We start from the raw sequence: 22085 nt of genomic DNA, 5'->3' as shown, positions 1-22085 counted from the left end.
GCCCGAAACCACGCACCGGCCTCCCCAGGAGGGGCCACTGTGGATGAATTATCGCCCGTGACGTGACGGAAGTGGCGCTGCGAGGCTCTCCGAGGGGCTCGGACGACTCCCTATACGGCCGAGGAGCCGCCAGAACGCCAGAACGCGTCAGCCGTAGGTGTCCCTCGGGCCGCGGCCGTCCCGGCTCGACAGCCGTCCTTTCTTCCAGGTCGGCAAGTGCGGCCCGAGCACCTCGATGACGGTCACCGTGCCGTGCCCGAGCTCCTCGTTGAGCCGACGTACGACCGTCGGCGCGAGCAGCCGCAGCTGGGTCGCCCATGCGGTGGAGTCGGTGCGGACGACCAGGCGCCCGTCGGCGAACGACTCGGGAGTGCAGTGGTCGGCGATCTCGACGCCGACCAGCTCGGCCCAGCGCCCGAAGACGCCGTGCACCCGCAGGTCGAGCTCCCACCCGTGGTCGGCGACCAGCCGGCCCAGCGTCGCGTCGAGCAGCTGCGGGTCGCGGTCGTCGGGGTGGCTGCCGCTCACCCGCCCTCGAGCCCCGCCGTCCCGCCGCTTCTTCGACCGCTTGGTCGCCTTGCGCGTCGACGACCCGGCGGTCGCCCGCATCAGCGCCCGGGCGAGGTCGAGTCCGTCCGGCGCCGGCACCTCGGGCGTCTGACCGTCGGGGCCCTCCGGCGGCGTGTCGCCGTTCGAAAGGTCAGGTGCGCGGTCGGGCGGGCGGTCGGGAGCCCCGGAGTCGTCACTCATCGCGGGTCACCTCACCGCCGCCGACGCGGAACCGGGCGCCGGCCAGGACCACCGGGACGTCGGCGCCGACCGCGGCGGTCACGAGGACCTGCTCGGCGTCGGCGACCAGGCCCGCGAGCTGGTCCCGGCGGTCGGTGTCGAGCTCGGCGAAGACGTCGTCGAGGATCAGGATCGGGTCGTCCCCGTCGGCCCGGAGCAGGTCGTACGACGCCAGCCGCAGCGCCAGCGCGAAGGACCACGACTCGCCGTGCGAGGCGTAGCCCTTCACCGGCAGGTGCTGCTCTCCGGCGCCGATGCTGAGCAGCAGGTCGTCGCGGTGGGGGCCGACCAGCGAGACGCCGCGGTCGAGCTCGTCGCGTTGACGTCGGCCCAGCTCGGCGTGGATGGCCTTCTCGAGCTCCGGCTGCGTGGTGGCGCCGTCCAGGTCGAACGACGGGCGGTAGGCGATCACCGCGTCATCGCGGGACGCTCCGCGCGCGACGGTCTCGTAGGCCTTGCCGACGTACGGCTGGAGCGCGTCGGTGAGCGCGAGCCGCTCGGCGAGGATCTCCGAGCCGGTGCGGGCGAGGTGGTCGTCCCAGACCGTGAGGGTGGAGAGGAGCAGCTCCCGGTCACCGCGGCCGGTGCGCGACGACTTCAGCAGCGAGTTGCGCTGCTTGAGCACGCGGTCGTAGTCGGCGCGGGTGCCGGCCAGCCGGGGCGCGCGGAGCACCATGAGGTCGTCGAGGAACCGGCGCCGCTCGCTCGGGTCGCCCTTGACCAGGGCGAGGTCCTCGGGTGAGAAGACGACGGTGCGGACCAGGCCGACCAGCTCCCGCGTGCGCGGCAGCGGCGAGCGGTTGATCCTGGCCCGGTTGGCCCGGCCGGGGTTGATCTCGACCTCGAGGACGGCGGTGCGCCCGTCCTTCACCACCGCCGCGCGGACGACGGCCTGGTCCGCGCCGGCCCGCACGAGCGGTGCGTCGGCAGCGACCCGGTGCGACTGCAGCCGGGAGAGGTAGTCGATCGCCTCGACCAGGTTGGTCTTGCCCTGGCCGTTGCGGCCGACGAACGCGGTGACGCCCGGCTCCAGCGCGACGTCGGCGCTCTCATAGGAGCGGAAGTCATGGAGGGTCAGGTGCGTGACGTGCACGACTCCTCCTCCCGTCAGGTCCTGGGGAGAAGACTAGGGCGCGGCGGGGACGACGCCGTGGTCGGCCAGCATCTTCTCCAGCAGCGGATGCCCGTCACGCAGGTGCCAGTGCACGCCCGCCATGCCGACGTCCTGGGCGGCGACGACGTTGGCCAGGGTGTCGTCGACGAAGAGCACCTCCTCGGGCGGCACGCCGATCAGCTCGGCGGCCCGGCGGAAGTAGGCCTGATCGGGCTTGGCCAGACCCATCTCCGCGGAGTAGCAGGACACGTCGAAGAGGTCGTCGTACCCGAGGGTCCCCCGCATGTACGCCGCCCGGCGCTGCGTCTGGTTGGTGCCGAGGTGCACCCCGAACCCGGCCGCGCGTAGCCGGCGGACCAGGTCGAAGCTGGCCGGCACCGGCTCGATCCGGAACCACACCCGTCTCGAAGACCTCGGTCGGGGAGTCGGAGAGGTCGAAGTCGCCGAGCACTTCGGCGACGACATCGACGGCGTCCCGCTCGCCGCGGATCGCGGCCTTCTCGGCCGCGAACATGGCCTCCAGCAGCTCGATCGCGCGGTCGTCGCCCCACCGCTCGAACGCCTCCTCCCAGCCGCCCGGCCGGTGCTGCAGGACACCGTCGGCGTCGAGCAGGAGGTGCCGGATCGTGGGGGTCAGGCTTCCGACTCCGAGATGACCGCGTGGCCGCCGAAGCCGTTGCGCATCGCAGCGATCGCCTTCATCGCCACGTCGTCCTCCTGGCGCGAGGCGAAGCGGGCGAAGAGCGAGGCTGAGATCGCGGGCATCGGCACGGCGTTGTCGATCGCGGCCTGGACGGTCCACCGGCCCTCGCCGGAGTCCTCGGCGTAGCCCTTGATCTTGTCGAGGTGCTCGTCGGCGCGCAGCTGGTCGACGAGCAGGTCGAGCAGCCAGGACCGGACGACGGTGCCGGTGCGCCAGGAGGCGAAGATCTCCGGGACGTTGTCGACGATGTCGACCTTGTCGAGCAGCTCCCAGCCCTCGGCGTAGGCCTGCATCATCGCGTACTCGATGCCGTTGTGGACCATCTTGGCGAAGTGGCCGGCGCCGGCCGTCTCGCCGCAGTGGACCAGGCCGTCCTCGGTGTGGTCGGGCTTGAGGGCCTCCAGGGCGGGCATGACCTTCGCGGCCGCGCTGGTGGTGCCGCCGTACATCAGGGCGTAGCCGTTCTGCAGCCCCCACACGCCGCCGGAGACGCCGCAGTCGACGAAGTCGATGCCCTTCTCGCCGAGCGAGGCGGCGTTGATGGCGTCATCGGTGTACTTGCTGTTGCCGCCGTCCACGACGAGGTCACCCTCGTCGAGCAGCTCCTTGAGCTCGGCGATCGTGGACCGGGTCGGGTCGCCGGCCGGCACCATCACCCACACCACGGTCGGCCCGTCGCCGAGGCCGCGCAGCTGCTCGACCATGTCGGCGAGGCTGCTGGAGTCGCTCAGGTCGGCGTTGCGGTCATAGCCGATGACGGTGTGGCCGGCGTTGCGCAGGCGGGCACGCATGTTGCCGCCCATCTTGCCGAGTCCGACGAGTCCGATGTGCATGGCGTTCCTCTCGTGGATGAGTCCTGACACCTTCCAGTGCCCCGAACGGGCCCGGATCAGGACAGCAGGCGGCGCGGCATCAGCAGGTAGCGGAACCCGGGGCTCTCCTCGTCGCCGGAGCCGCTGATGACCACGGGCTTGGAGGCCTGGGTGAAGGCGAGCTCCACGGTCGACTCGTCGATCGCGGTCAGCCCGTCGAGCAGGAACTGCGGGTTGAACCCGGTCGTGAGCTCCTCGCCGTTGATGTCGGCCTCGATGGACTCCGAGGCCTGGGCCTCCTCACCGGACCCGGCGTCGAGGGTCAGCACCCCGTCGGAGAACTTCAGCTGCACGGCGGTGTTGCGCTCCGCGACGAGCGAGACGCGCTTGACCGACTCGACCAGCTCGGCCTTGCTGACCAGCGCCTTGGTGAGGTGCTCGCTCGGGAACAGGCTGCGGACCTTGGGGAACTCACCGTCGAGCAGTCGCGTCGTGGTGCGTCGTACGCCGCCCGCGGCCGCGCCCTCGAAGCCGATGATGCCCTCGCCGGCGCCACCGGCGGACAGCGCGATGGTCACCTCACTGCCGCTGGTCAGCGACTTCGCGGTGTCGGCGAGCACCTTGGCCGGGACGAGCGCGGCCAGGGTCTCGTCAGGGGTGCTGGGGCTCCACTCGAGCTCCCGGATGGAGAGCCGGAAGCGGTCGGTGGCGAGCAGCGAGATGCTCGACCCGTCGATCTCGAGCCGCACGCCGGTCAGCACCGGGAGCATGTCGTCACGACCCGCGGCGGTGACCGCCTGGGCGACCGCGTGGGCGAACACGTCGCTCTTGACGGTGCCGGCAGCGGTCGGCATGTCCGGCAGCGTCGGGTAGTCCTCGACCGGCATGGTCTGCAGGCTGAAGCGCGCGGAGCCGCAGGTGAGGCTGGCGCGAGCGCCCTCGAGGGTGAGCTCGACCGGCTTGGCCGGGAGGCTCCGGACGATGTCGGCCAGCAGTCGGCCGCTCACCAGCGCCTTGCCCTCGTCGGCCACCTCGGCGGCGAGCGTCGCGCGGGCGGACGTCTCGTAGTCGAACGTGGACAGCACCAGGCCCTCCTGGCCGGCCTCGATGAGGAGGCCCGACAGGACGGGGGTGCTCGGGCGGACGGGCAGGCTGCGGGCAGCCCAGGCGACGGCATCCGCGAACACGTCGCGGTCGACGCGGAACTTCACGATGTGTGGTCCTTCTTGCTCGAGCGGCTGTGCACGTGGACCTGAATCCTGCCACGCAGCGCCGACGGCCGACACCGGCGGGGGAGAACAGGCGGAACAACTTCTCCAGCCGCGGCGGTCGGGGTGTGCCGGCAGCGTGGTGGTTTTCCCCAGGTCGGGAGGGTCGTGGGTTTTCACGGATGATCGATCTGGTTGTAGTTCCGAGGGAGTAAGAGGGTCCGTGGAAACTGTGGACAACCGCCGTCGTCCCTGCTCGTGGCGCTCGATCGTCCCCCACAGGGGGTGTGGATCGGGCCGTGGACCAGCGGGCGCGGGTGTGGGCGGCGTCGGCCCGTGCGTGTCTCCGACGAGGCTCATCCTCAGATCCTCCCCGTGTAATTCGGACCATCGGGCCGGGGAACTACACAGGTCTGCCCGACCCTGTTCGGAGACGACCGTGCCCCCGAGGGCAGGGCTCTCGGGGGCACGCGGACGTCGGCGACGGAGATCTAGGTCTGGCGCGCCTGCAGCTTCACCCGGTTGGTGAGCTCGCTGACCTGGTTGAAGACCGCCCGCCGCTCGGCGAGCAGCTGGTTGATCTTGCGCTCGGCGTACATCACCGTCGTGTGGTCGCGATTGCCGAACTGCGCGCCGATCTTGGGCAGGGAGAGGTCGGTGAGCTCGCGGCAGAGATACATGGCGATCTGGCGCGCCATGACGAGGTGGCGGCCGCGGGAGGGACCGGTGAGCTCGTCGATGGACAGCCCGAAGTAGGCGGCGGTCTGGGCGATGATCAGGCCGGCGGTGATCTCCGGCTCGCCCCCCTCGGGGATCAGGTCCTTGAGGACGATCTCGGCCAGGGTCATGTCGACCTCCTGGCGGTTGAGGTTGGCGAAGGCGGTCACGCGGATCAGCGCGCCCTCGAGCTCGCGGATGTTGGTCTGGATCTTCGTCGCGATGAACTCCAGGACGTCCGGCGGCGCCGTCAGACGGTCCATCGCGGCCTTCTTGCGCAGGATCGCGATGCGCGTCTCGACGTCCGGCGGCTGCACGTCGGTGATGAGCCCCCACTCGAACCGGTTGCGCAGCCGGTCCTCCAGCGCCTCGAGCCGCTTCGGCGCCCGGTCGGAGGTGAGCACGATCTGCTTGTTGGCGTTGTGGAGGGTGTTGAAGGTGTGGAAGAACTCCTCCTGGGTCTGGGTCTTCCCCTCCAGGAACTGGATGTCGTCGATGAGCAGGACGTCGACGTCCCGGTAGCGCCGCTTGAACCGGTCCTGCCGGTCGTCGCGGATGGCGTTGATGAACTCGTTGGTGAACTCCTCCGAGCTCACGTAGCGGACCTTGGCGCCGTTGTAGAGGCTGCGCACGTAGTGGCCGATGGCGTGCAACAGGTGCGTCTTGCCGAGGCCTGACTCCCCGTAGACGAGCAGCGGGTTGTAGGCCTTGCCGGGCGCCTCGCTGACGGCGACGGCGGCGGCGTGCGGGAAGCGGTTGGACGACCCGATGACGAAGGTCTCGAAGGTGTACTTCGGGTTGAGCCGCGTCTCGAGGGCGCTGGGCCGCGTGTCCGAGCCGGAGGGCGTCGGCGCCGGCTGTGCGATTGTCGACATGTCGATCTGTCGATTGGCAGATATGTCGTTGGGCTGCTCGGACGATGTCGGGGGCATCGTCGTCTCCACGGCCGCGACGGGCTCCATCTCGAGCTCGGCGTTGACCGTGACGGCGATCCGCACCTCGCGCGCGAGCTGGCGACTGAGCGCATCCTCCAGGTCCTTGCGCAGCGCGCCCTCCAGCCGGTTGCGGGTGAAGTCGTTGGGAACTGCCACGATCGCGGTGTCGCCGTGGATGGCGACCGGCTGGCTGGTCCGGACCCACGCCTGCTGGCTCGGCACCAGCTCGTCCACCACGGCGGTCCAGGCCGCTTCGAGAGACGCCTCGCCGGAGTCGTTCGCGGACGGGTGTGCGGGCTCCGGTGCTGCCGTGTGGTCCACGCGGTTCAGCCTTCCCTGTGCGGATCACGGACGCCGTGTATGACGGCCGCGGTGGTCGTGGTCGGGTTTGTCTCCACAAGTTTGTCCACAAGGTGTGAACCCGGCCCGGGGCGTGTGGATCGAGCCGGACCGAGACGCGACGCCGATCCCGGACCTCGGACGTCTATGCAGGTCAGAGCGGCTTCCGAGTGATCTGCCGAGTGCTCCCCCCGCGGAAGCGTCCGAAGCTCCACGGCGACGGCAGGGAACCTCGGTACCGCACGAACGTAACCCTCGCGCCTCCGTAGTAGCAACCCGTTGTCCACAGGCCGTGACGATCGTCCCGTAGGTTGGGTAAACCGGCGTCGCCAAGGGGTGCCGCCGGAGTTTGACCCTGTCACTCGGCACCGCGTACCGTTGGCCGGTCGCCTGTCAGCAGTAGAGAGCGTCGACCGACGCCGCATGTCCATGGATCCCCGAGCATTGGGGTCACCCCGTGGGCGGGCGGTGCCAGCCGACCGGGTGCATCCACCGTGCCGAGCACAGTGGATCACGGTGCTGCCGACTGCTGCCGGGCGACACGCCAAGACCCGATTCACCTAAGGAACTCTCGTGAGCAAGCGTACGTATCAGCCGAACAACCGTCGTCGCGCCAAGACGCACGGCTTCCGTCTGCGGATGCGCACCCGCGCCGGCCGCGCGATCCTCTCCGCGCGCCGCCGCAAGGGGCGCAAGGACCTCGCGGTCTGAGTCGACTCGGCCTCGGCTGACTCGACGTCGGCGTCCTCTGTGCTGGCCCGCGCTCATCGGCTGACCGACGGCGCGGGCTTTGCGTCGGCGGTACGTCGTGGTCGCAGGGCCGGCAGCCGCACCTTAGTCGTGCACCTCGAGAGCCTCGAGGACGAGCGACCGGTGCGCGTCGGCTTTGTCGTCAGCAAGGCCGTCGGCCCGGCGGTGACGCGCAACCGTGTGAAGCGACGACTTCGACACCTGGCCCGGGAGCTGCTCTCCAGCACGGAGACGCGGCTTCCGGGCTCTGCTGTGCTCGTGGTCAGGGCGCTTCCGGCTTCGTCGACCGCCGACTACGCGGAACTCCGCAGCGACCTGGCTCGTTGCCTCGTTCGGGTGACGTCGTGATCGATCCAGTGAAGTTCGTGCTCGTCGGGCTGCTCAAGGCCTACCGGCTGTTGATCAGCCCGCTCTACGGACAGGTGTGCCGCTACCACCCGAGCTGCTCGACCTACGCCCTGCATGCGGTGGAGGTGCACGGGAGCCTGCGCGGCAGCTGGCTCGCCGTACGCCGTGTCGGTCGCTGTCACCCCTGGGCCGCGGGTGGCTACGACCCGGTCCCCGCCCCTCGATCCTCCCGTGTTCACACGGGTCCGTCCCACTGACCCCGTTAGGAGCCTGACCGTGGGAGATCTGCTGAGCACCATCGGCACCCCGCTCTACTACGCCATCTCGGCGATCTGGCTGGCCTGGCACCGGCTCTTCGACCTGCTCCCGATCTCCTCGGGCTGGTCCTGGACGCTGGCGATCATCGGCCTGACCATCACCATCCGGGCGCTGCTGATCCCGCTGTTCGTGAAGCAGATCAAGTCGAGCCGCAACATGCAGCTCATCCAGCCGAAGGTGAAGGAGCTGCAGAAGAAGTACGGCCACGACCGTGAGCGCCTCGCCCAGGAGACGATGAAGCTCTACAAGGACACGGGGACCAACCCGTTCGCCTCGTGCCTGCCGCTCATCCTGCAGATGCCGATCTTCCTCTCGCTGTTCCACCTGCTGCGCAACGCGGCGGATCGGCACCCCAAGGGCTTCCTCGACCAGGCGGACGTGGACCAGATCAGCGGCGGCAAGATCTTCGGCGCCGGCATCTCGGACACGCTGACCCACCCGGACAACACCAACGTGGTGGTGCTCGCGGTCATCCTGGTCATCTCGATGACGGCGACGACGTTCATCACCCAGCGCCAGCTGATGAGCAAGAACATGCCGGCCGACGCGATGAGCGGTCCCTACGCCCAGCAGCAGAAGCTGCTGCTCTACGTGCTCCCCATCGTGTTCGCCGTCGGTGGCATCGCGTTCCCGATCGGGCTGATGCTCTACTGGACGACCTCGAACCTCTGGACCATGGGGCAGCAGTTCTACGTGATCCGCAACAACCCCGCGCCGGGCACGCCCGCTGCGCAGGCCAAGGCAGATCGCGACCGCGCGAAGGCCGTGCGTCACGGACACGGTGACGTCGCCGTCGACACCGCCGCCCCTGCGGTCGAGGCGCCTGAGGAACCGCGCCAGCGGCAGCAGCCCAAGCGTCAGACGCGTGAGCAGCGCAAGCAGTCTTCCCGCCCGAACCAGCCGAAGAAGGACCAGTAGTCATGACCGAGGAGACGACAGAGACCCCTCGCGACACCGATCGCGTGGAGAAGCTCGAGCAGGAGGGCGACATCGCCGCCGACTACCTGGAGGAGCTCCTGGACATCGCCGACCTGGACGGCGACATCGACATGGACGTCGAGGGTGATCGTGCCTCCGTCTCCATCGTCGGCGCCGACCTGTCCCAGCTCGTCGGCCGCGACGGCGAGGTCCTCGACGCTCTCCAGGAGTTGACCCGGCTCGCCGTCTTCCGCGAGACGGGCGAGCGATCGCGCCTGATGCTCGATGTCTCCGGTTTCCGTGCCGAGAAGCGGGCCGCCCTCGAGAAGGTTGCTGCCGAGACGATCGAGCGCGTGCAGGAGACCGGCTCCCCCGTCTCCCTCGACCCGATGTCGCCGTTCGAGCGCAAGGTCGTGCATGACGTCGTCGCCGCGGCTGGCCTGACCTCGTCGTCCGAGGGCGTCGAGCCGCGACGGTACGTCGTGGTGCAGCCGGTCTGAACGCTTCGTTTCACGTGAAACGGCCCGATCCGCGAGTTGCGGCCCGGGCCGTTCCACGTGAAACATCGTCTCCGATGTCTGATCTTCCTGAGCCCGGCGCCGCCACTTCGGCCCCGCCCGTTCCCGACGTGGCGCGCAGCGTGTTCCCGCCGGACCGACTCCCCTTGGCCGAGACGTACGCCGCCTGGCTGGCCGATGGCGGCGTGGTGCGTGGACTGATCGGTCCTCGCGAGGTGCCGCGTCTGTGGGACCGGCACATCCTGAACTGTGCGGTCCTGGCTTCGGCGCTCCCGAAGACGGGGTCCGTGGCGGACATCGGCTCCGGTGCCGGCCTCCCGGGCCTGGTGGTGGCGATCGCCCGACCCGCGCTCCGTGTGACGCTCGTCGAGCCGTTGTTGCGCCGCACGTCGTTCCTCAACGAGGTGGTCGAGGACCTGGGGCTGACCAACGTCGAGGTCGTGCGCGGTCGTGCCGACGTGCTACACGGAGTCCGGACGTTCGACGCGGTGACCTCGCGTGCCGTCGCTCCCCTGGGCCGGCTGCTCGAGTGGTCGATGCCGCTCGTGGCACCGACCGGTGTCCTCGTCGCGATGAAGGGATCCTCGGTGTCCGAGGAGATCGAGGACGCGCGACTCGTGCTGAGGAGGTTCGGCTGCGCCGAGCCGGAGGTGTCCCAGCTGGGGGATGGCCTGTTGGAGTCCACCACCGTCTGCCTCCGGGTGGCCTGGGCCGATCCAGCGAAGGTATCTTGGCCGCCTGCGCGGCGTCCGGGGGGCTCGTCGAAGAAGAAGCGTGGACAACGAGACCGGAGGCGTGAAGCGTGACCGAGGGCGACCAGCGGGACCAGGTCCAGCCAGAGTTTTCCACCGACCGGAACACCCCGCCTGAGCGTGACTATCCACAGAACGCCCACAGTCATCCACAGGACACGGACGCTGCTCGGCAGGCCCCACCGGAGGATGTTTCACGTGAAACGGCCCCCGTCTCGGGCTACCGGGTGAAGACGGCGGCGGACCTGGCGGCGTTCTCCACGAGCATCGCCGACGCGGAGACTCCCCTCGCCCGCGCGGCAGAGAACATCGTCCTGGCGCGCATCGGGTCACAGAGCCGGCCGGCGATGCCGCGGCCGACGGCGACCCGGACGTTCGTGGTCGCCAACCAGAAGGGCGGCGTCGGCAAGACGACGTCCACGGTGAACGTGGCAGCCGCCCTCGCACAGCTGGGCCAGCGCGTGCTGGTCATCGACCTCGACCCGCAGGGCAACGCCTCGACCGCGCTGAGCGTCGAGCACTTCCAGGGAACGCCGGGGACCTACGAGCTGCTGGTCGACGGCATGCCCCTCGCCGATGTCGCCGTCGCAGCACCGGAGCTCCTCGGCCTCGACGTCGTCCCGGCCACCATCGACCTGGCCGGAGCGGAGATCGAGCTGGTCAGCGTCGTCGCACGGGAGAGCCGCCTACAGAAGGCGCTGCGTGCCGACCCACGCGTCGGAGATGCCGAGACCGCCGGCGAGGACCGCTGGGACTACGTCATCATCGACTGCCCGCCGTCGCTGGGCCTCCTCACCATCAACGCCCTGGTGGCCGGCGCCGAGCTGCTCATCCCCATCCAGGCGGAGTACTACGCGCTCGAGGGCCTCGGCCAGCTGTTGAAGACGGTCGACATGGTGCGTGCCCACCTCAATCCGGACCTCGCCGTCTCCACGATCCTCATCACGATGTTCGACGCCCGGACCCGCCTCGCCTCGGGCGTCGCGGACGAGGTCAAGGCGCACTTCGGCGACCAGGTGCTGCGCACCTACATCCCGCGCTCGGTCCGTGTCTCGGAGGCACCGTCCTACGGTCAGACGGTGATGACCTACGATCCGGGCTCCCCCGGCGCGTTGAGCTACCTCGAAGCGGCTCGCGAGATCGCCACGAAGGGGGCACCCCGATGAACAGGCCGACGCCGAAGCGAGGTCTCGGCCGCGGCCTCGGATCGCTGATCCCCACAGGCCCAGCTGTCAACCTCGACGTCCGGGATGCGGACTCTGCCGCAGGACCGACGAACAGCGGCACTGCGGACCCCAGGTCCACCGGGTCCCTGAACGGCCGTCAGATCGAGGATTCGGCTCTGGCGCCGGTCGACGGCGCCTACTTCGCCGAGATCCCGGTGGCAGCCATCCGACCCAATGCGGTCAACCCTCGGCAGGTGTTCGACGAGGACGCGATGGCCGAGCTTGTCCTCTCGATCAAGGAGGTGGGCCTCCTCCAGCCGGTCGTCGTACGCCGGAGTGGCGACGACTACGAGCTCGTCATGGGCGAGCGGCGCTGGAGGGCCACCCAGCAGGCCGGCCTCGACACGATCCCTGCGATCGTGCGGGAGACCGACGACACCGCCATGCTGCGCGACGCCCTGCTGGAGAACCTGCACCGCTCGCAGCTGAACCCGCTCGAGGAGGCCTCCGCCTACCAGCAGCTGCTCGAGGACTTCGAGTGCACCCACGAGGAGCTCGCGTCCCGCATCGGTCGCTCACGACCGCAGATCAGCAACACGATCCGACTGCTCCGCCTCTCCCCCGCCGTCCAGCGCCGGGTCGCGGCCGGGGTGCTCTCGGCGGGACACGCCCGGTCGCTCCTCTCCGTCGACGACGCCGAGGTGCAGGACCGTCTCGCACAGCGCGTGGTCGCCGAGGGGATCAGCGTCCGTGCGCTCGAGGAGATCGTGGCGCTCGGTGACGACACCGACGGCAAGGCGAGGCGCGTGGCGCGGGCCAAGCCGGTGGCACCCGGACTGGCCGAGATCGGCGACCGTCTCGGCGACCGGCTGGAGACGCGGGTCAAGGTCGACCTTGGCCGCGCCAAGGGGAAGGTGACGATCGAGTTCGCCACGCTCGACGACCTGCGCCGGATCGTCGACATCATCGATCCTCGGAACCGCGACGATCGGCCCATCTGAGGCGGACAAAGCGTTAAACGGATAAGTCGTTTTGTCGACTTATCTGCATAGGGGTCGGGCATGCCGCGATGCTGGCAGCACCTCCGCGACCGACCTAGCATGGACGACGAGCCAGGCGCTCGCTCAGCGCCTGGCGCAACGTCCGTGCCGCATCCGCGTCGGCCCTGGGAGGCGCCGTGTCCCGCAAGGTCGCCCCTCTGACCCTGGACCGGTTCGAGGAGCTCCACGCCCCGTGCCGCAGCTGCCTTTTCTGGGAGCTCGATCCGGTACGCCGGGGGCGGGTGCTCCCCGGCGAGGAGGCGGGTGAGAAGGACGCCTGGCTGTCACGTGTCCTGCGCGAGTGGGGCTCCTGCGGACGGGTCGTCCTGGTCGACGACCAGCCGGTCGGCTACGTGATCTACGTGCCGGCCGCCTACGTCCCGGGGGCTGCAGGGTTCCCGACGGCGCCGGTCTCGTCGGACGCCGTCCTGATGACGACGATGTGGGTGCACCCGGACCATCGCGGCGGCGGACTCGGCCGGATGCTGATCCAGGGGATGGCCCGCGACCTCATCGAGCGGGGCGGCATCCGCGCCGTCGAGGCGTTCGGGGACCGGGGCATGCGCAGCGGGGTCCACGGGCAGCGCTGTGCGGCGCCTGAGCCCTTCCTCGCCCGGGTGGGGTTCAAGACCCACCGGCCGCACCCGACAGCGCCGCGTCTGCGGATGGACCTGAGGGGCGCGCTCCGCTGGCGCGAGGAGGTTGAGGGTGCGCTCGAGCGGTTGTTGGGCGTCGTACGGCCGAAGCAACCGGCCCCGAAGGCGACCCGCACCTTCCGCAGGGCGGGCTCGAAGACGAGACTGCCCCGGCGCCGTGAGGCACCGGGGCAGTGAGTCGGTCTCGACACGTCCCCGTCGAGCGGCTCGGACTACTCGACCAGCGAAGGTCTAGGTGGTCGAGTGGCCCGCGCGGAACGAGCGGGCGTATCGAGACCTCAGGCGTTGATGAACTCGGAGAGCTCGTTGAGGATCGCGGCCTTCGGGCGCGCGCCGACGATCGACTTCACGACCTCGCCACCCTGGTAGACGTTGATGGTCGGGATGCCGGTCACGCGGTAGTTGGACGGCGTGACCGGGTTCTCGTCGACGTTCATCTTGAGGAACGTCACCTTGTCGCCGTGCTGGCCGGCGATCTCGTCGAGGATCGGGGCGACCTGCTTGCACGGGCCGCACCACTCGGCCCAGAAGTCCACGAGGACCGGCTTGTCGGACTTGAGGACCGCGCTATCGAACTCGGCGTCGGTCACGGCGGAGATGTTGTCAGCCACGGGGGCCATCCTTCGGTGAGAGGTGAACGAAACGTCTGAGAGAGGAACCTACGGCGAACGTCGGACATTCCCGTCCGACCCGCAGGATGCGGATCAGGCCTGGGCGAACGCCGCGTCGACCTCGGCCTCTTCGGAGGCGCGCCGGGCCGTGGACGCCTCGTGCTCGAGGATCGAGAGGAAGCGCTCGGCGTCGAGCGCCGCGGAGCAGCCGGAGCCGGCGGCGGTGATGGCCTGGCGGTAGGTGTGGTCGACCAGGTCGCCGGCGGCGAACACGCCCCGCAGGTTGGTCGCGGTCGAGCCGGTGTGGGTGAGCACGTAGCCCTCCGCGTCCAGGTCCACCTGTCCGGCGATGAGCTCGGAGCGCGGCTCGTGACCGATCGCGATGAAGAGGCCGGTGGCGGGCAGCTCGCGGGACTCGCCCGTGACGGTGTCCTTGAGGGTCACCGACGCGAGCCGATCCTCGCCGTTGACGCTCTCGACGACGCTGTTCCACTCGATCTCGAGCTTCGGGTCGGCGAAGGCACGCTCCTGCATGATCTTGGAGGCGCGCAGCTCGTCGCGGCGCACGATGAGGGAGACCTTCGAGCCGAAGCGGGTGAGGAAGGTGGCCTCCTCGACCGCCGAGTCGCCACCGCCGACGACGGCGATGTGCTGCTCGCGGAAGAAGAACCCGTCGCAGGTCGCGCACCAGGAGACGCCCTTGCCGGACAGCGTGTCCTCGTTGGGCAGGCCGAGCTTCTTGTAGCCGCTGCCCATCGCCAGGATGACCGCCTTGGCGTAGAACGTGCCGCCGTAGGTCACGACCTTCTTGATCTCGCCGGTCAGGTCGACCTCGGTCACGTCGTCGGCGACGAGCTCGGCGCCGAACCGCTCCGCCTGGGCGCGCATGTTCTCCATGAGCTCGGGGCCCATGATGCCGTCACGGAAGCCGGGGAAGTTCTCGACCTCGGTCGTATTCATCAGTGCACCGCCGGCGGTCACCGAGCCCTCGAAGACGAGGGGGGCGAGCGAGGCGCGGGCGGCGTACACAGCGGCCGTGTAGCCCGCCGGGCCGGACCCGATGATGATGACGTTGCGGGGCTCGGACTGGTCGGTCATGGTTCTCCTCGATTGGCTCCCTGGCTCAACCGATCCTAGGTGAGCTTTGTTCCGGCGTCCGAGTCGCGGCGGGGGCACCGCGCCAGCGCTTCGTCAGGGCGCCGGGAGCGTCACCGACGCCAGCTGGCGGGCGGTCCCGCACTCGAGCACGTCGACGACCTGACGGTCACCAGCCGGCGGCCGTAGCACCAGCACCACGTCCTGGCCGTCGAGCAGCGCCGGGGCGGGTGACCCCGGGCCCCAGTCGGCCGGCGCGCACCCGGAGGCGAGCTCGGTCGGTCCCTGCGACTGGAGCGCGTGCAGCGAGGCGGAGAGCCGTCGTCGGGCCGCGCGTACGTCGGCCGCCAGCGTGTCCCGGTGCAGCACGGCGGCGCCCAGGCTCTTGCCGGCGGCGGATCCGCTCGACGTGCCGCCGGCCGAGTCGGCGGCCGTGCTGTCGCTGCTCTCACCGCCACTGGGGGACATGCTGATGCGAGGCGCGACGGCGATGGCGACGACCGCCGCCGCAGCCGCCACGAGGGCCACCGCCCAGCGCCGCCGACCGGTGCGGTCCGGCCTACGCAGCGGCGTGACCTCCGCCGGACGAGGCCCGTCGGCCGCCAGGTCCCCGAGCACCGAGTCGAGGCGCGCAGCGACGTCGGCCGGCATCGGCTCGTCATGGCGCGCATCGGCGAGGAGGCGGCGGACCAGCTCCTCGTCGGGGGTCTCGGGCACGGTGTTCCTCTCGGGTGATCGTCGGGTGGTCTCGAGACGCCTGCTGCACAAGCTCCTCGACCAGCGGTGACCGGGGCCGGTCTAGTCGGCCACCGGCGGAGCGCGGGCAGGGGCGTCCGGGGATGGGACGGCCGGGGGCGGATCCTGGTTCCCTCCCACCGCCGGAGCACGGCCGACGGGCAGCACGCCGGACGCCCGGAGCAGCACGGCCAGCCTGGCCCGGCCGCGGGCGCAGCGCGACTTCAGCGTCCCGACGGGGATGTCGAGGACGGCCGCCGCCTCGGCCACCGGCATCGCCTCCATGTCGACCAGCACCAGCGCGGCGCGCTGCTCGGCCGGCAGCCGGGCGAGGGCGGCGAGCACGAGCCGGCGCTGCTCGGAGCGCTCGGCCGAGACGGCCGGGTCCGCGGCGTCGGCTGCTGCCGGCGCGAGCGGCTCGTCGTGGTCGTCGGCCAGGGTGCCGGTCCGGCGTACGGCCGAGGCGCGGAGGCGGTCGAGACAGGCGTTGACGACCACACGGTGCAGCCAGGTGGTGACCGCGGCGTCCCCGCGGAAGGACCCGGCCCGTCGGTACGCCGCCACCAGAGCGTCCTGCAGCCCGTCGGCCGCGTCCTCGGGGTTGCCCATCGTGCGCAGCGCCACGGCCCAGAGCCGGTCGCGATGACGGGCGAAGAGCTCGCCGAACGCGTCATGGTCGCCCGCGACGTGCGCGGCGAGGAGCTCCTGGTCGGTGCGGGAGGGCCCGCTCATGCCGGGGTCCCGAGCACGGACACCTCGGCGACCTCGGTGCGGAAGCCGCCGGTCACCTGCGGCAGCGAGGTGAACCAGATGGTGACGTAGCGACCGGTGGCGGCCGGGTCGAGCGGCACCCGGGCGGCCCGGTCGGCGGTCACCGTGGCGACCGGGTCGGTGAGATCGTCGGCCGTGCTCGGCGCCGTCTGCGCGACGTAGACCTCCACGCCCGTCCCGGCCCGGCCGAAGGTGAGGTCCACCTCGCCGACGTGCTGGGCACGCTGCAGGTCGACGACGAGCCCGACACCGCTCTTGATCCCGCCGGGACCGAGGTTCTGCCGGTAGGTCGAGGTCCGCCAGCTCGTCGCCGGGTCACCGTCGACGGTGCGCGGGGTGAGGTCGCTGTTCTCCGCGGGCGGCTCGCCGAACGGGTCGAAGTCCGAAGCCGTGGTGCCGGTGATCGGGCGTGCCGTGGGCGCCGACGACGACGTGGTCGGGGAGGCCGGCGCTTCGCTCGGGGAGTCGTCGTCGGAGCCGTCGTTCAGCTGGACCGCGATGATGCCGCCGACGACGAGGAGCACCAGGATGCCCAGGCCCAGGCCGAGCCGCAGCCAGCGCCGGCCGGGGACGGGCGGCTCCTCCGGCTCCGCGTCGAACGGCCAGTACGCCGGAGAGCCGGTGTCGTCGGAGCCCGCGGGAGCAGTCGGCGACGGCCCGGCCGAGCGTGACCGGCGAGGCGGTGCCCCGTCGGTCGGGGCGGGAGCGAACAGCGGCCGCTCCGGTGGCGGCTCGAGCGGCGGAGGGGGTGCCGGGACGTCGGCGCGCGGCACGTACCACTCCTCGTCCACCTCCTCGTCCACCTCCTCGTCCACCTCGTCGTCGGCCGCACCGTCCAGCCCGCGGTCCCGGTCCGCCGTCACGTCCTCGTCGGTGTCCTCGAAGACCGGGAGGCCTGCGACCGTCGCCTCGGGCTCCACGGAGGCTGCGGGCGGCGTCGGGGGATGCACCTGGGTGTGTGCGGTGCGCACGGAGGTGTCGGCGATCTCGTCGGCGATCTCGTCGGCCAGCCCGGTCCGGTCGCCGACGTACGACGCGAGGACCTCGTGGATCTCGTGCGCCGTGTTGGGGCCGGCGTGCCGGCCGTGCGACCGGTTGAGGACCTCGTCGACCAGGTCGTCGAGCACCCGTGGTACGCCGGCCCGCAGCTGTCGCGGCCGGAGGACCCTGTACTCCAGGCCGTGCTGCTCGCGCGGCGCCCGCGGGACGTTCGACTCGGTGAGGCCCGGCCACTTGCCGGTGAGTCCGAAGTGCAGCAGGGCGGCGAGGTCGACCACGTCGATCCCGATCCGGTCGGACCCGAGCCCGTTGAGGGCCGCGTCGACGGCGAACCCGATCAGCCGGACCGATCCGGTGTCGTCGACGAGGACGTTCTCGGGGTTGAGCCGACCGTGCGCGATGCCGTGCTCGTGGGCGTTCTCCAGCGCTGTCGCGATCTCGTCGACGATCCACGCCGCCCGGCGCGGCGCGAGCTGTCCCTCGGCGGCGACCAGGTGGTCGAGCGAGGTGCCGTTGCCCCACTCGTTGACCACCCAGCAGATGCGGCCGTCGTTCTCGACGTCGAGCACGCGGAGCAGTCGCGGCTCGACGACCTGGGCGGAGGCGCGCGCCGCGTCCATCAGCCGGACGGCCCGCTCGTCGTCGGCGTCGATGACGTGGATCGCGACGGCGCGCGACAGCACCTGGTCGTGCCCACGCCAGAACCGGCCGTTCCCGGACTCGGCCATCAGGTCATCGAGCCGGTAGCGCCCCGCGAGGACGTCACCGGGACGCTTGATCGCCATGGCCCTCCCCAGGTGAGCTCGCTCGACCGTCCCGAAAGGCACGGCCGGTTCGCATGCTAATTGGTCGGCACCTCACCACGGGAGCGGAACGCCTCAGCGGCGCAGACGGCGGGCGAACGTGTCGACGACCTCGGTGACCTCGCCGATCCGCAGTGCCCGGGCGAGGACCACCAGCGCGCCCAGCCCGACCCCGCCGATGACGGCACACTGCAGGACGGACCCGAGCAGGGAGTCGGCACCGGGCACCTGGCGCACCAGCAGTGTGACGCCGCCCGCGACCAGGGCCGTTCCGGCAGCCGCGAGGAGCAGCCGCACGAGGAAGCGCACGAGTGTCCGCGTCCTCAGGCCGCCGACCCGGCGCGACAGCGTGAGGTAGGAGAGCGTCGCGCCGACGGCGTACGACAGGCCGTAGGCGAGCGTGAGGGCGGAGGCGGTGTGCTCGTCGGACGCGAACCGGACCAGGGTCAGGGCCGCGACGATGTTGGTCGCCGCGACGCCGCACTGGATGAAGAAGACGGCGCGGTTCTCCTCGCGGGCGTAGAAGCCGCGGAGCAGCAGGTAGTGCACGGTGAAGAAGACGAGGCCCGGTCCGAAGAGGATCAGCGGCGTGACGTAGTTCTCCACGTCCGCCTTCGCCGCCCCGTAGCCCCAGAAGAAGCGTGCCGCGGGCGCGGCGAGCAGCGGCAGGAGCGCGGCGAACGGGATCACCACGCTGAGCGCGGTCCGCAGGGTCGAGGAGAGCGAGCGAGCGACGCCGCGCCGGTCACCCTCCCCGGCCAGGGACGAGAGCCTCGGGAGCATGGCCGTCGCCAGCGAGACGGTCACGATCGAGTGCGGCACCATGATGACGAGGAAGACCGCGGAGTAGATCGTGTAGCCGGCGCCCTTCTCCGCGCCCGTCGCCGCCAGCCGGACCACGATGAAGTAGGCGATCTGGTTGACGAGGACGAAGAGCAGCGTCCAGACGCCGAGCCGCAGCGTGTGGCCGAGGCCGGAGTCGCGGAAGTCGAAGCGGGGACGCAGCGAGACGCCCGCGGCGCGCAGGTAGGGCATCAGCACCAGCAGCTGGACGGCGATGCCGAGCGTCGAGCCGAGGCCGATGAGGAGCGCCTGGCCGCTCGTGAACGGGCCGTGTCCCGGGTCGCCCGCACCGAAGGCGACGAGGTAGGTCACCAGCATCGCGATCGAGATGACGTTGTTGGCGATCGGTGCCCACATCATCGGACCGAATCGGCGCCGCGAGTTGAGCACCTGCCCGACCAGCACGAACATGCCGTAGAAGAACACCTGCGGCAGGCAGTAGCGGGCGAGCGTCACGGCCGAGTCGTACGACGCCCGGTCGAACGAGTCGGCGACGAAGATCCGCATCCACCACTGCGCGGTCAGCATCAGCGCGACCGTGACGGCCGCCAGGAAGACCCCGACCAGGGTGATCACCCGGCTGGTGTAGCCCTCGCCGCCGTCGGAGTCGTTGGTGAGCGCGCGGACCAGCTGCGGCACGAGCACGGCGTTGATCACGCCGCCGGCCAGCAGGATGTAGAGCATGTTGGGCAGCGTGTTCGCGATGTTGAACACGTCCGCGTGGATCCGGTTGCCCAGGGCCGCGGCCAGGAGCGCCGACCGCACGAACCCCGACAGCCGGGAGAAGAGCGTCCCGGCGGCCATCACCGCGCTGCTGCGCAGCAGCGCCTGCTGGTCACTCACCGGCGTGCGCCCGAGCCTCGGCCGGAGCCGCTTCCGCGGGAGGCCTGTCCCCGCCCCGCGAGGCGCGGAGGCGGCGGACGACCCGGACCCCGATGGCACCGAAGAGCAGCGCTCCTCCGACCCCGAGGAAGAGCCAGATGATGTTGCTGACCTGTGCCGCCCGGAGCGACACCTGGACCGAGCCGCCGAGCGGGGTCCGGTCGGAGTCGTAGACCTGCAGGGCGACGTTGTGGACGCCGGCCCGGGCGCCCCGGGCGTTGATCGACACGGTCACCCGGCTGTTGGCGGCGACCTGCACCGACTTCGGCGCCCGGATGTCGATGCCCGGGTCGCTCGCCGCGCGGATGGCGACGGTCACCGGCTGGTCCAGACCGTTGACCACCGTCGCCGGGAAGCGCCCCGACGACCCTGACAGGGTGAGCCCGTCGGGCCCCTCGATCCGGATCTGGCCGAGCTGGGCGAGCATCCACCCGCGCGAGGCGGCGGACGCGTCGCCGACGCTGCCGCGCGCCGAGTAGCTCAGGTTGGTGAGCGCCTCGTCGACCACCTCGGACGCGACCGTGTCGTTGCGGGTGAGCACCCGCTGGAGGGTCCGTCCGGTCCGGATCAGCGCTTCGGCGGAGGTGAACCGGCCGGCGGGCTGCTCGTCGCGGCTCGCCGCCGTCGGGTAGTCGACGTCGGCGGGGTCGACCGCTGGCGCGACCTGGCCGCTGACCGCCGCCGACAGCCCGGCCAGCTCCAGCCACGGCTGGGCCAGGCCGGTGACGAACGCGGTCGGGTTCTCCGGGTTCCAGCGCTGCGGCAGCGTCACGACGAGCGGCGGACGGGCCGGGTCGATGGCGCGGACGGCGGCCTCGGCGAGGATCCGCTGGCGCAGCGGTACGTCGGCCTGCGGGTCGCCCGGCCCCGGACCACCCTCGCCCGCCCCGGCCGAGGACACCACGAGGCGTCGGCCGTTCGCGTCCACGACCGCCGGCGTCGACTCCGTGCCCCAGCCCAGCTCGTCGGGCAGTGCCGCGCTGGAGAGCACGGTCGGGGTCGCCGGGTCGCCCATCCGCAGTGCGGCCTGGCTCTGCAGGCCCCGAGGCGCGGCGTTGACCTGCGTCGCGGGGATGTCGAGGTCCTCGACGAGGCTGATGCTGCGCGTCCGGGCCGTCTCGTAGATGTCGGGGTCGCGACTCGCGGCGGCGGAGAGGTCGAGGTCGCCGTACGGCAGTGCGAGCACCTCGGACCGCTGGAGGACGGGCACCATCGCGTCGAGCCACGATGAGGCGAGCGCCGCGACCGTCGCGGTCTCGGGGTCGGGCTCCGGCGTGGGCGACGCGCTCGGCGACGGGGCGGCGGTGGGCGAAGGAGACCCGGTGGCGCCGTCGGCCGGCTTGTCCGTCGGCGAGATGTCGCGCGGCGGGTTGCCGGCCGCGAGCTGGCGCAGCGCGTCGAGCACAGCGGGGTCGACCAGCCAGCTGAGGGTGGACCCACCGACCGACGTACCCGTGGCGCGGGCGCGGCCGAGGCGGCCGGTCGAGGAGAGCAGCCGCTGCCACGCGTCGATCGGCGCCAGCCGGCCGTCGGGGCTGCGGACGATGTGCACCCTGAGCGGGGCGATCACGGCGGCCCGCACCGGCGGCGTGTTCGCCGGCAGGAGCGGGAGGAACGTGCGCGCCCGACCGTGGGCGCGGTCGTCGTTGCCCTCGGGCCCCGAGCCGAGCGCGTGCACCCCGAACCAGTAGACCCCCGGCGCGGTCACCGGGACGCCGCTGGAGTCGACGAGGTCCCGGCGCGGGACGACGATCGTGTAGCGCGCCGTCTGTCCCGGCTCGAGGTCGCCGACATCGACCTTGTCGGCGAGGATCCGGTCGCCCACCTCGACGGTCTCCTCGGAGCGGGCCGCCTCGGCCAGCTCGGCCGTCGTCGTCATCGGCGACGCGGAGGCGAAGGGGTAGAGCGCGACGCCCACCCACGGCGCGTCGTCGGTGTTCGTCACCGTCCCCGTGACGGTGATCGTCCCCTTGCGTCGCGGCGCGATCGCCGACGGGCTGAGCGAGTCGATCGTGACGGTGAGCGGGGTCGTCTCCCCCACCTTCCTCGCCGCGTACGCCGGGCTCGGGACGAGGCCGGCGAAGACGCTCAGGAGTCCCCCGATCACCGCGATCAGCGCGGCGGTGCGGGCACGACGAAGCGCCGCTCGGGGACGAGGCATGCTGGCGAGGATAACGGCCGTGGCTGCGTCCATCCCGAAGTGCCGGGGGCGCGCTCGGCGATCAGGCATCGCCGCCTCGTGACACTTAGACTGTCCCCCCGT

At 71.2% G+C, this 22085-nt stretch carries 22 protein-coding genes; 9 read left to right on the top strand and 13 right to left on the bottom strand.

Going from position 1 to position 22085, the window contains the following annotated elements; translation table 11 throughout:
- Positions 1 to 147 precede the first annotated feature (147 nt).
- From BM236_RS16475 to dnaA, 6 genes are all read right to left on the bottom strand, one after another.
- A complete protein-coding gene (locus BM236_RS16475; RefSeq protein WP_091126056.1) occupies positions 148 to 750 on the bottom strand; it encodes a DciA family protein in 603 nt (200 codons plus the stop codon).
- Positions 743 to 1882, bottom strand: a complete 1140-nt coding sequence (gene recF / locus BM236_RS16470) for a DNA replication/repair protein RecF (RefSeq protein ID WP_091126051.1) — start codon at positions 1880 to 1882, stop codon at positions 743 to 745. Before recF ends, BM236_RS16475 begins: the two co-directional genes overlap by 8 nt.
- 33 nt (positions 1883 to 1915) lie before the next feature.
- Entirely contained in the window at positions 1916 to 2281 is a 366-nt protein-coding gene (locus tag BM236_RS16465; RefSeq protein ID WP_175507717.1) for an HAD family hydrolase, read from the bottom strand.
- Positions 2282 to 2536: 255 nt separating this feature from the next.
- A complete protein-coding gene (gene gnd, locus BM236_RS16460) occupies positions 2537 to 3496 on the bottom strand; it encodes a phosphogluconate dehydrogenase (NAD(+)-dependent, decarboxylating) (RefSeq protein ID WP_139230135.1) in 960 nt (319 codons plus the stop codon).
- On the bottom strand, positions 3496 to 4629 hold the full coding sequence (gene dnaN, locus BM236_RS16455; RefSeq protein WP_091126043.1) for a DNA polymerase III subunit beta: 1134 nt from the start codon (positions 4627 to 4629) through the stop codon (positions 3496 to 3498). Before dnaN ends, gnd begins: the two co-directional genes overlap by 1 nt.
- A 488-nt stretch (positions 4630 to 5117) precedes the next feature.
- The gene (dnaA, locus tag BM236_RS16450) at positions 5118 to 6599 is read right to left on the bottom strand and encodes a chromosomal replication initiator protein DnaA (protein ID WP_245750390.1); all 1482 of its coding nucleotides are present in this window, start codon (positions 6597 to 6599) and stop codon (positions 5118 to 5120) included.
- A 591-nt stretch (positions 6600 to 7190) separates the two neighbouring features.
- Between dnaA and rpmH the strand changes: the two genes are divergently transcribed.
- The 9 genes from rpmH (at position 7191) to BM236_RS16405 (ending at position 13260) form a co-directional block, all read left to right on the top strand.
- Positions 7191 to 7328, top strand: coding sequence for a 50S ribosomal protein L34 (gene rpmH / locus BM236_RS16445; RefSeq protein ID WP_091126038.1), 138 nt, complete (start codon positions 7191 to 7193; stop codon positions 7326 to 7328).
- Positions 7329 to 7367: 39 nt separating this feature from the next.
- Positions 7368 to 7715: a ribonuclease P protein component gene (rnpA, locus tag BM236_RS16440; RefSeq protein WP_091126036.1), complete on the top strand. Its 348-nt coding sequence runs from the start codon at positions 7368 to 7370 to the stop codon at positions 7713 to 7715.
- On the top strand, positions 7712 to 7972 hold the full coding sequence (gene yidD, locus BM236_RS16435) for a membrane protein insertion efficiency factor YidD (protein ID WP_245750389.1): 261 nt from the start codon (positions 7712 to 7714) through the stop codon (positions 7970 to 7972). The genes rnpA and yidD overlap by 4 nt, the downstream gene beginning before the upstream one ends.
- 19 nt (positions 7973 to 7991) lie before the next feature.
- Positions 7992 to 8951: a membrane protein insertase YidC gene (gene yidC / locus BM236_RS16430; protein WP_245750388.1), complete on the top strand. Its 960-nt coding sequence runs from the start codon at positions 7992 to 7994 to the stop codon at positions 8949 to 8951.
- Between the two features lie 2 nt (positions 8952 to 8953).
- Entirely contained in the window at positions 8954 to 9451 is a 498-nt protein-coding gene (locus tag BM236_RS16425) for a Jag family protein (protein ID WP_091126032.1), read from the top strand.
- A 74-nt stretch (positions 9452 to 9525) separates the two neighbouring features.
- Positions 9526 to 10275, top strand: a complete 750-nt coding sequence (rsmG, locus tag BM236_RS16420) for a 16S rRNA (guanine(527)-N(7))-methyltransferase RsmG (protein WP_091126030.1) — start codon at positions 9526 to 9528, stop codon at positions 10273 to 10275.
- 173 nt (positions 10276 to 10448) lie between these two features.
- Positions 10449 to 11387: a ParA family protein gene (locus tag BM236_RS16415; RefSeq protein WP_091126028.1), complete on the top strand. Its 939-nt coding sequence runs from the start codon at positions 10449 to 10451 to the stop codon at positions 11385 to 11387.
- Complete coding sequence (locus BM236_RS16410) at positions 11384 to 12388, top strand: ParB/RepB/Spo0J family partition protein (RefSeq protein ID WP_091126026.1); 1005 nt, start codon at positions 11384 to 11386, stop codon at positions 12386 to 12388. Before BM236_RS16415 ends, BM236_RS16410 begins: the two co-directional genes overlap by 4 nt.
- A 176-nt stretch (positions 12389 to 12564) precedes the next feature.
- Entirely contained in the window at positions 12565 to 13260 is a 696-nt protein-coding gene (locus BM236_RS16405; RefSeq protein WP_091126024.1) for a GNAT family N-acetyltransferase, read from the top strand.
- 101 nt (positions 13261 to 13361) lie between these two features.
- Here BM236_RS16405 and trxA read toward each other — a convergent pair whose 3' ends face one another.
- From trxA to BM236_RS16370, 7 genes are all read right to left on the bottom strand, one after another.
- Entirely contained in the window at positions 13362 to 13694 is a 333-nt protein-coding gene (trxA, locus tag BM236_RS16400; protein ID WP_091126021.1) for a thioredoxin, read from the bottom strand.
- Between the two features lie 93 nt (positions 13695 to 13787).
- Positions 13788 to 14792 (bottom strand): thioredoxin-disulfide reductase, encoded by a 1005-nt coding sequence (gene trxB, locus BM236_RS16395; protein WP_091126020.1) that lies wholly within the window; start codon positions 14790 to 14792, stop codon positions 13788 to 13790.
- Between the two features lie 93 nt (positions 14793 to 14885).
- Positions 14886 to 15506 carry a hypothetical protein gene (locus tag BM236_RS16390; protein WP_091126017.1) on the bottom strand — a complete coding sequence of 207 codons (621 nt, stop codon included), beginning with the start codon at positions 15504 to 15506 and terminating at the stop codon, positions 14886 to 14888.
- Positions 15507 to 15587: 81 nt separating this feature from the next.
- Positions 15588 to 16256 carry an RNA polymerase sigma factor SigM gene (sigM, locus tag BM236_RS16385; protein ID WP_091126016.1) on the bottom strand — a complete coding sequence of 223 codons (669 nt, stop codon included), beginning with the start codon at positions 16254 to 16256 and terminating at the stop codon, positions 15588 to 15590.
- Entirely contained in the window at positions 16253 to 18079 is a 1827-nt protein-coding gene (locus tag BM236_RS16380; protein WP_091126013.1) for a protein kinase family protein, read from the bottom strand. The genes sigM and BM236_RS16380 overlap by 4 nt, the downstream gene beginning before the upstream one ends.
- Before the next feature lie 93 nt (positions 18080 to 18172).
- Entirely contained in the window at positions 18173 to 19783 is a 1611-nt protein-coding gene (gene murJ, locus BM236_RS16375) for a murein biosynthesis integral membrane protein MurJ (protein WP_245750387.1), read from the bottom strand.
- Positions 19776 to 21983 (bottom strand): DUF6049 family protein, encoded by a 2208-nt coding sequence (locus BM236_RS16370; protein WP_139230134.1) that lies wholly within the window; start codon positions 21981 to 21983, stop codon positions 19776 to 19778. Before BM236_RS16370 ends, murJ begins: the two co-directional genes overlap by 8 nt.
- Positions 21984 to 22085 lie beyond the last annotated feature (102 nt).

Origin of the sequence: Nocardioides terrae (assembly GCF_900112345.1) — a bacterium.
Taxonomy (GTDB): Bacteria; Actinomycetota; Actinomycetes; order Propionibacteriales; family Nocardioidaceae; genus Nocardioides; species Nocardioides terrae.
Note: the sequence above shows the minus strand (reverse complement) of the source record. Positions and strands in the feature narration are given on the sequence as shown.

Bases quoted from the DNA above. Each gene is read 5' to 3' on its own strand.
- BM236_RS16475 (WP_091126056.1), bottom strand. From the start codon at position 750: ATGAGTGACGACTCCGGGGCTCCCGACCGCCCGCCCGACCGCGCACCT.
- BM236_RS16425 (WP_091126032.1), top strand. From the start codon at position 8,954: ATGACCGAGGAGACGACAGAGACCCCTCGCGACACCGATCGCGTGGAG.
- rsmG (WP_091126030.1), top strand. From the start codon at position 9,526: ATGTCTGATCTTCCTGAGCCCGGCGCCGCCACTTCGGCCCCGCCCGTT.
- BM236_RS16410 (WP_091126026.1), top strand. From the start codon at position 11,384: ATGAACAGGCCGACGCCGAAGCGAGGTCTCGGCCGCGGCCTCGGATCG.
- trxB (WP_091126020.1), bottom strand. From the start codon at position 14,792: ATGACCGACCAGTCCGAGCCCCGCAACGTCATCATCATCGGGTCCGGC.
- sigM (WP_091126016.1), bottom strand. From the start codon at position 16,256: ATGAGCGGGCCCTCCCGCACCGACCAGGAGCTCCTCGCCGCGCACGTC.
- BM236_RS16380 (WP_091126013.1), bottom strand. From the start codon at position 18,079: ATGGCGATCAAGCGTCCCGGTGACGTCCTCGCGGGGCGCTACCGGCTC.
- BM236_RS16370 (WP_139230134.1), bottom strand. From the start codon at position 21,983: ATGCCTCGTCCCCGAGCGGCGCTTCGTCGTGCCCGCACCGCCGCGCTG.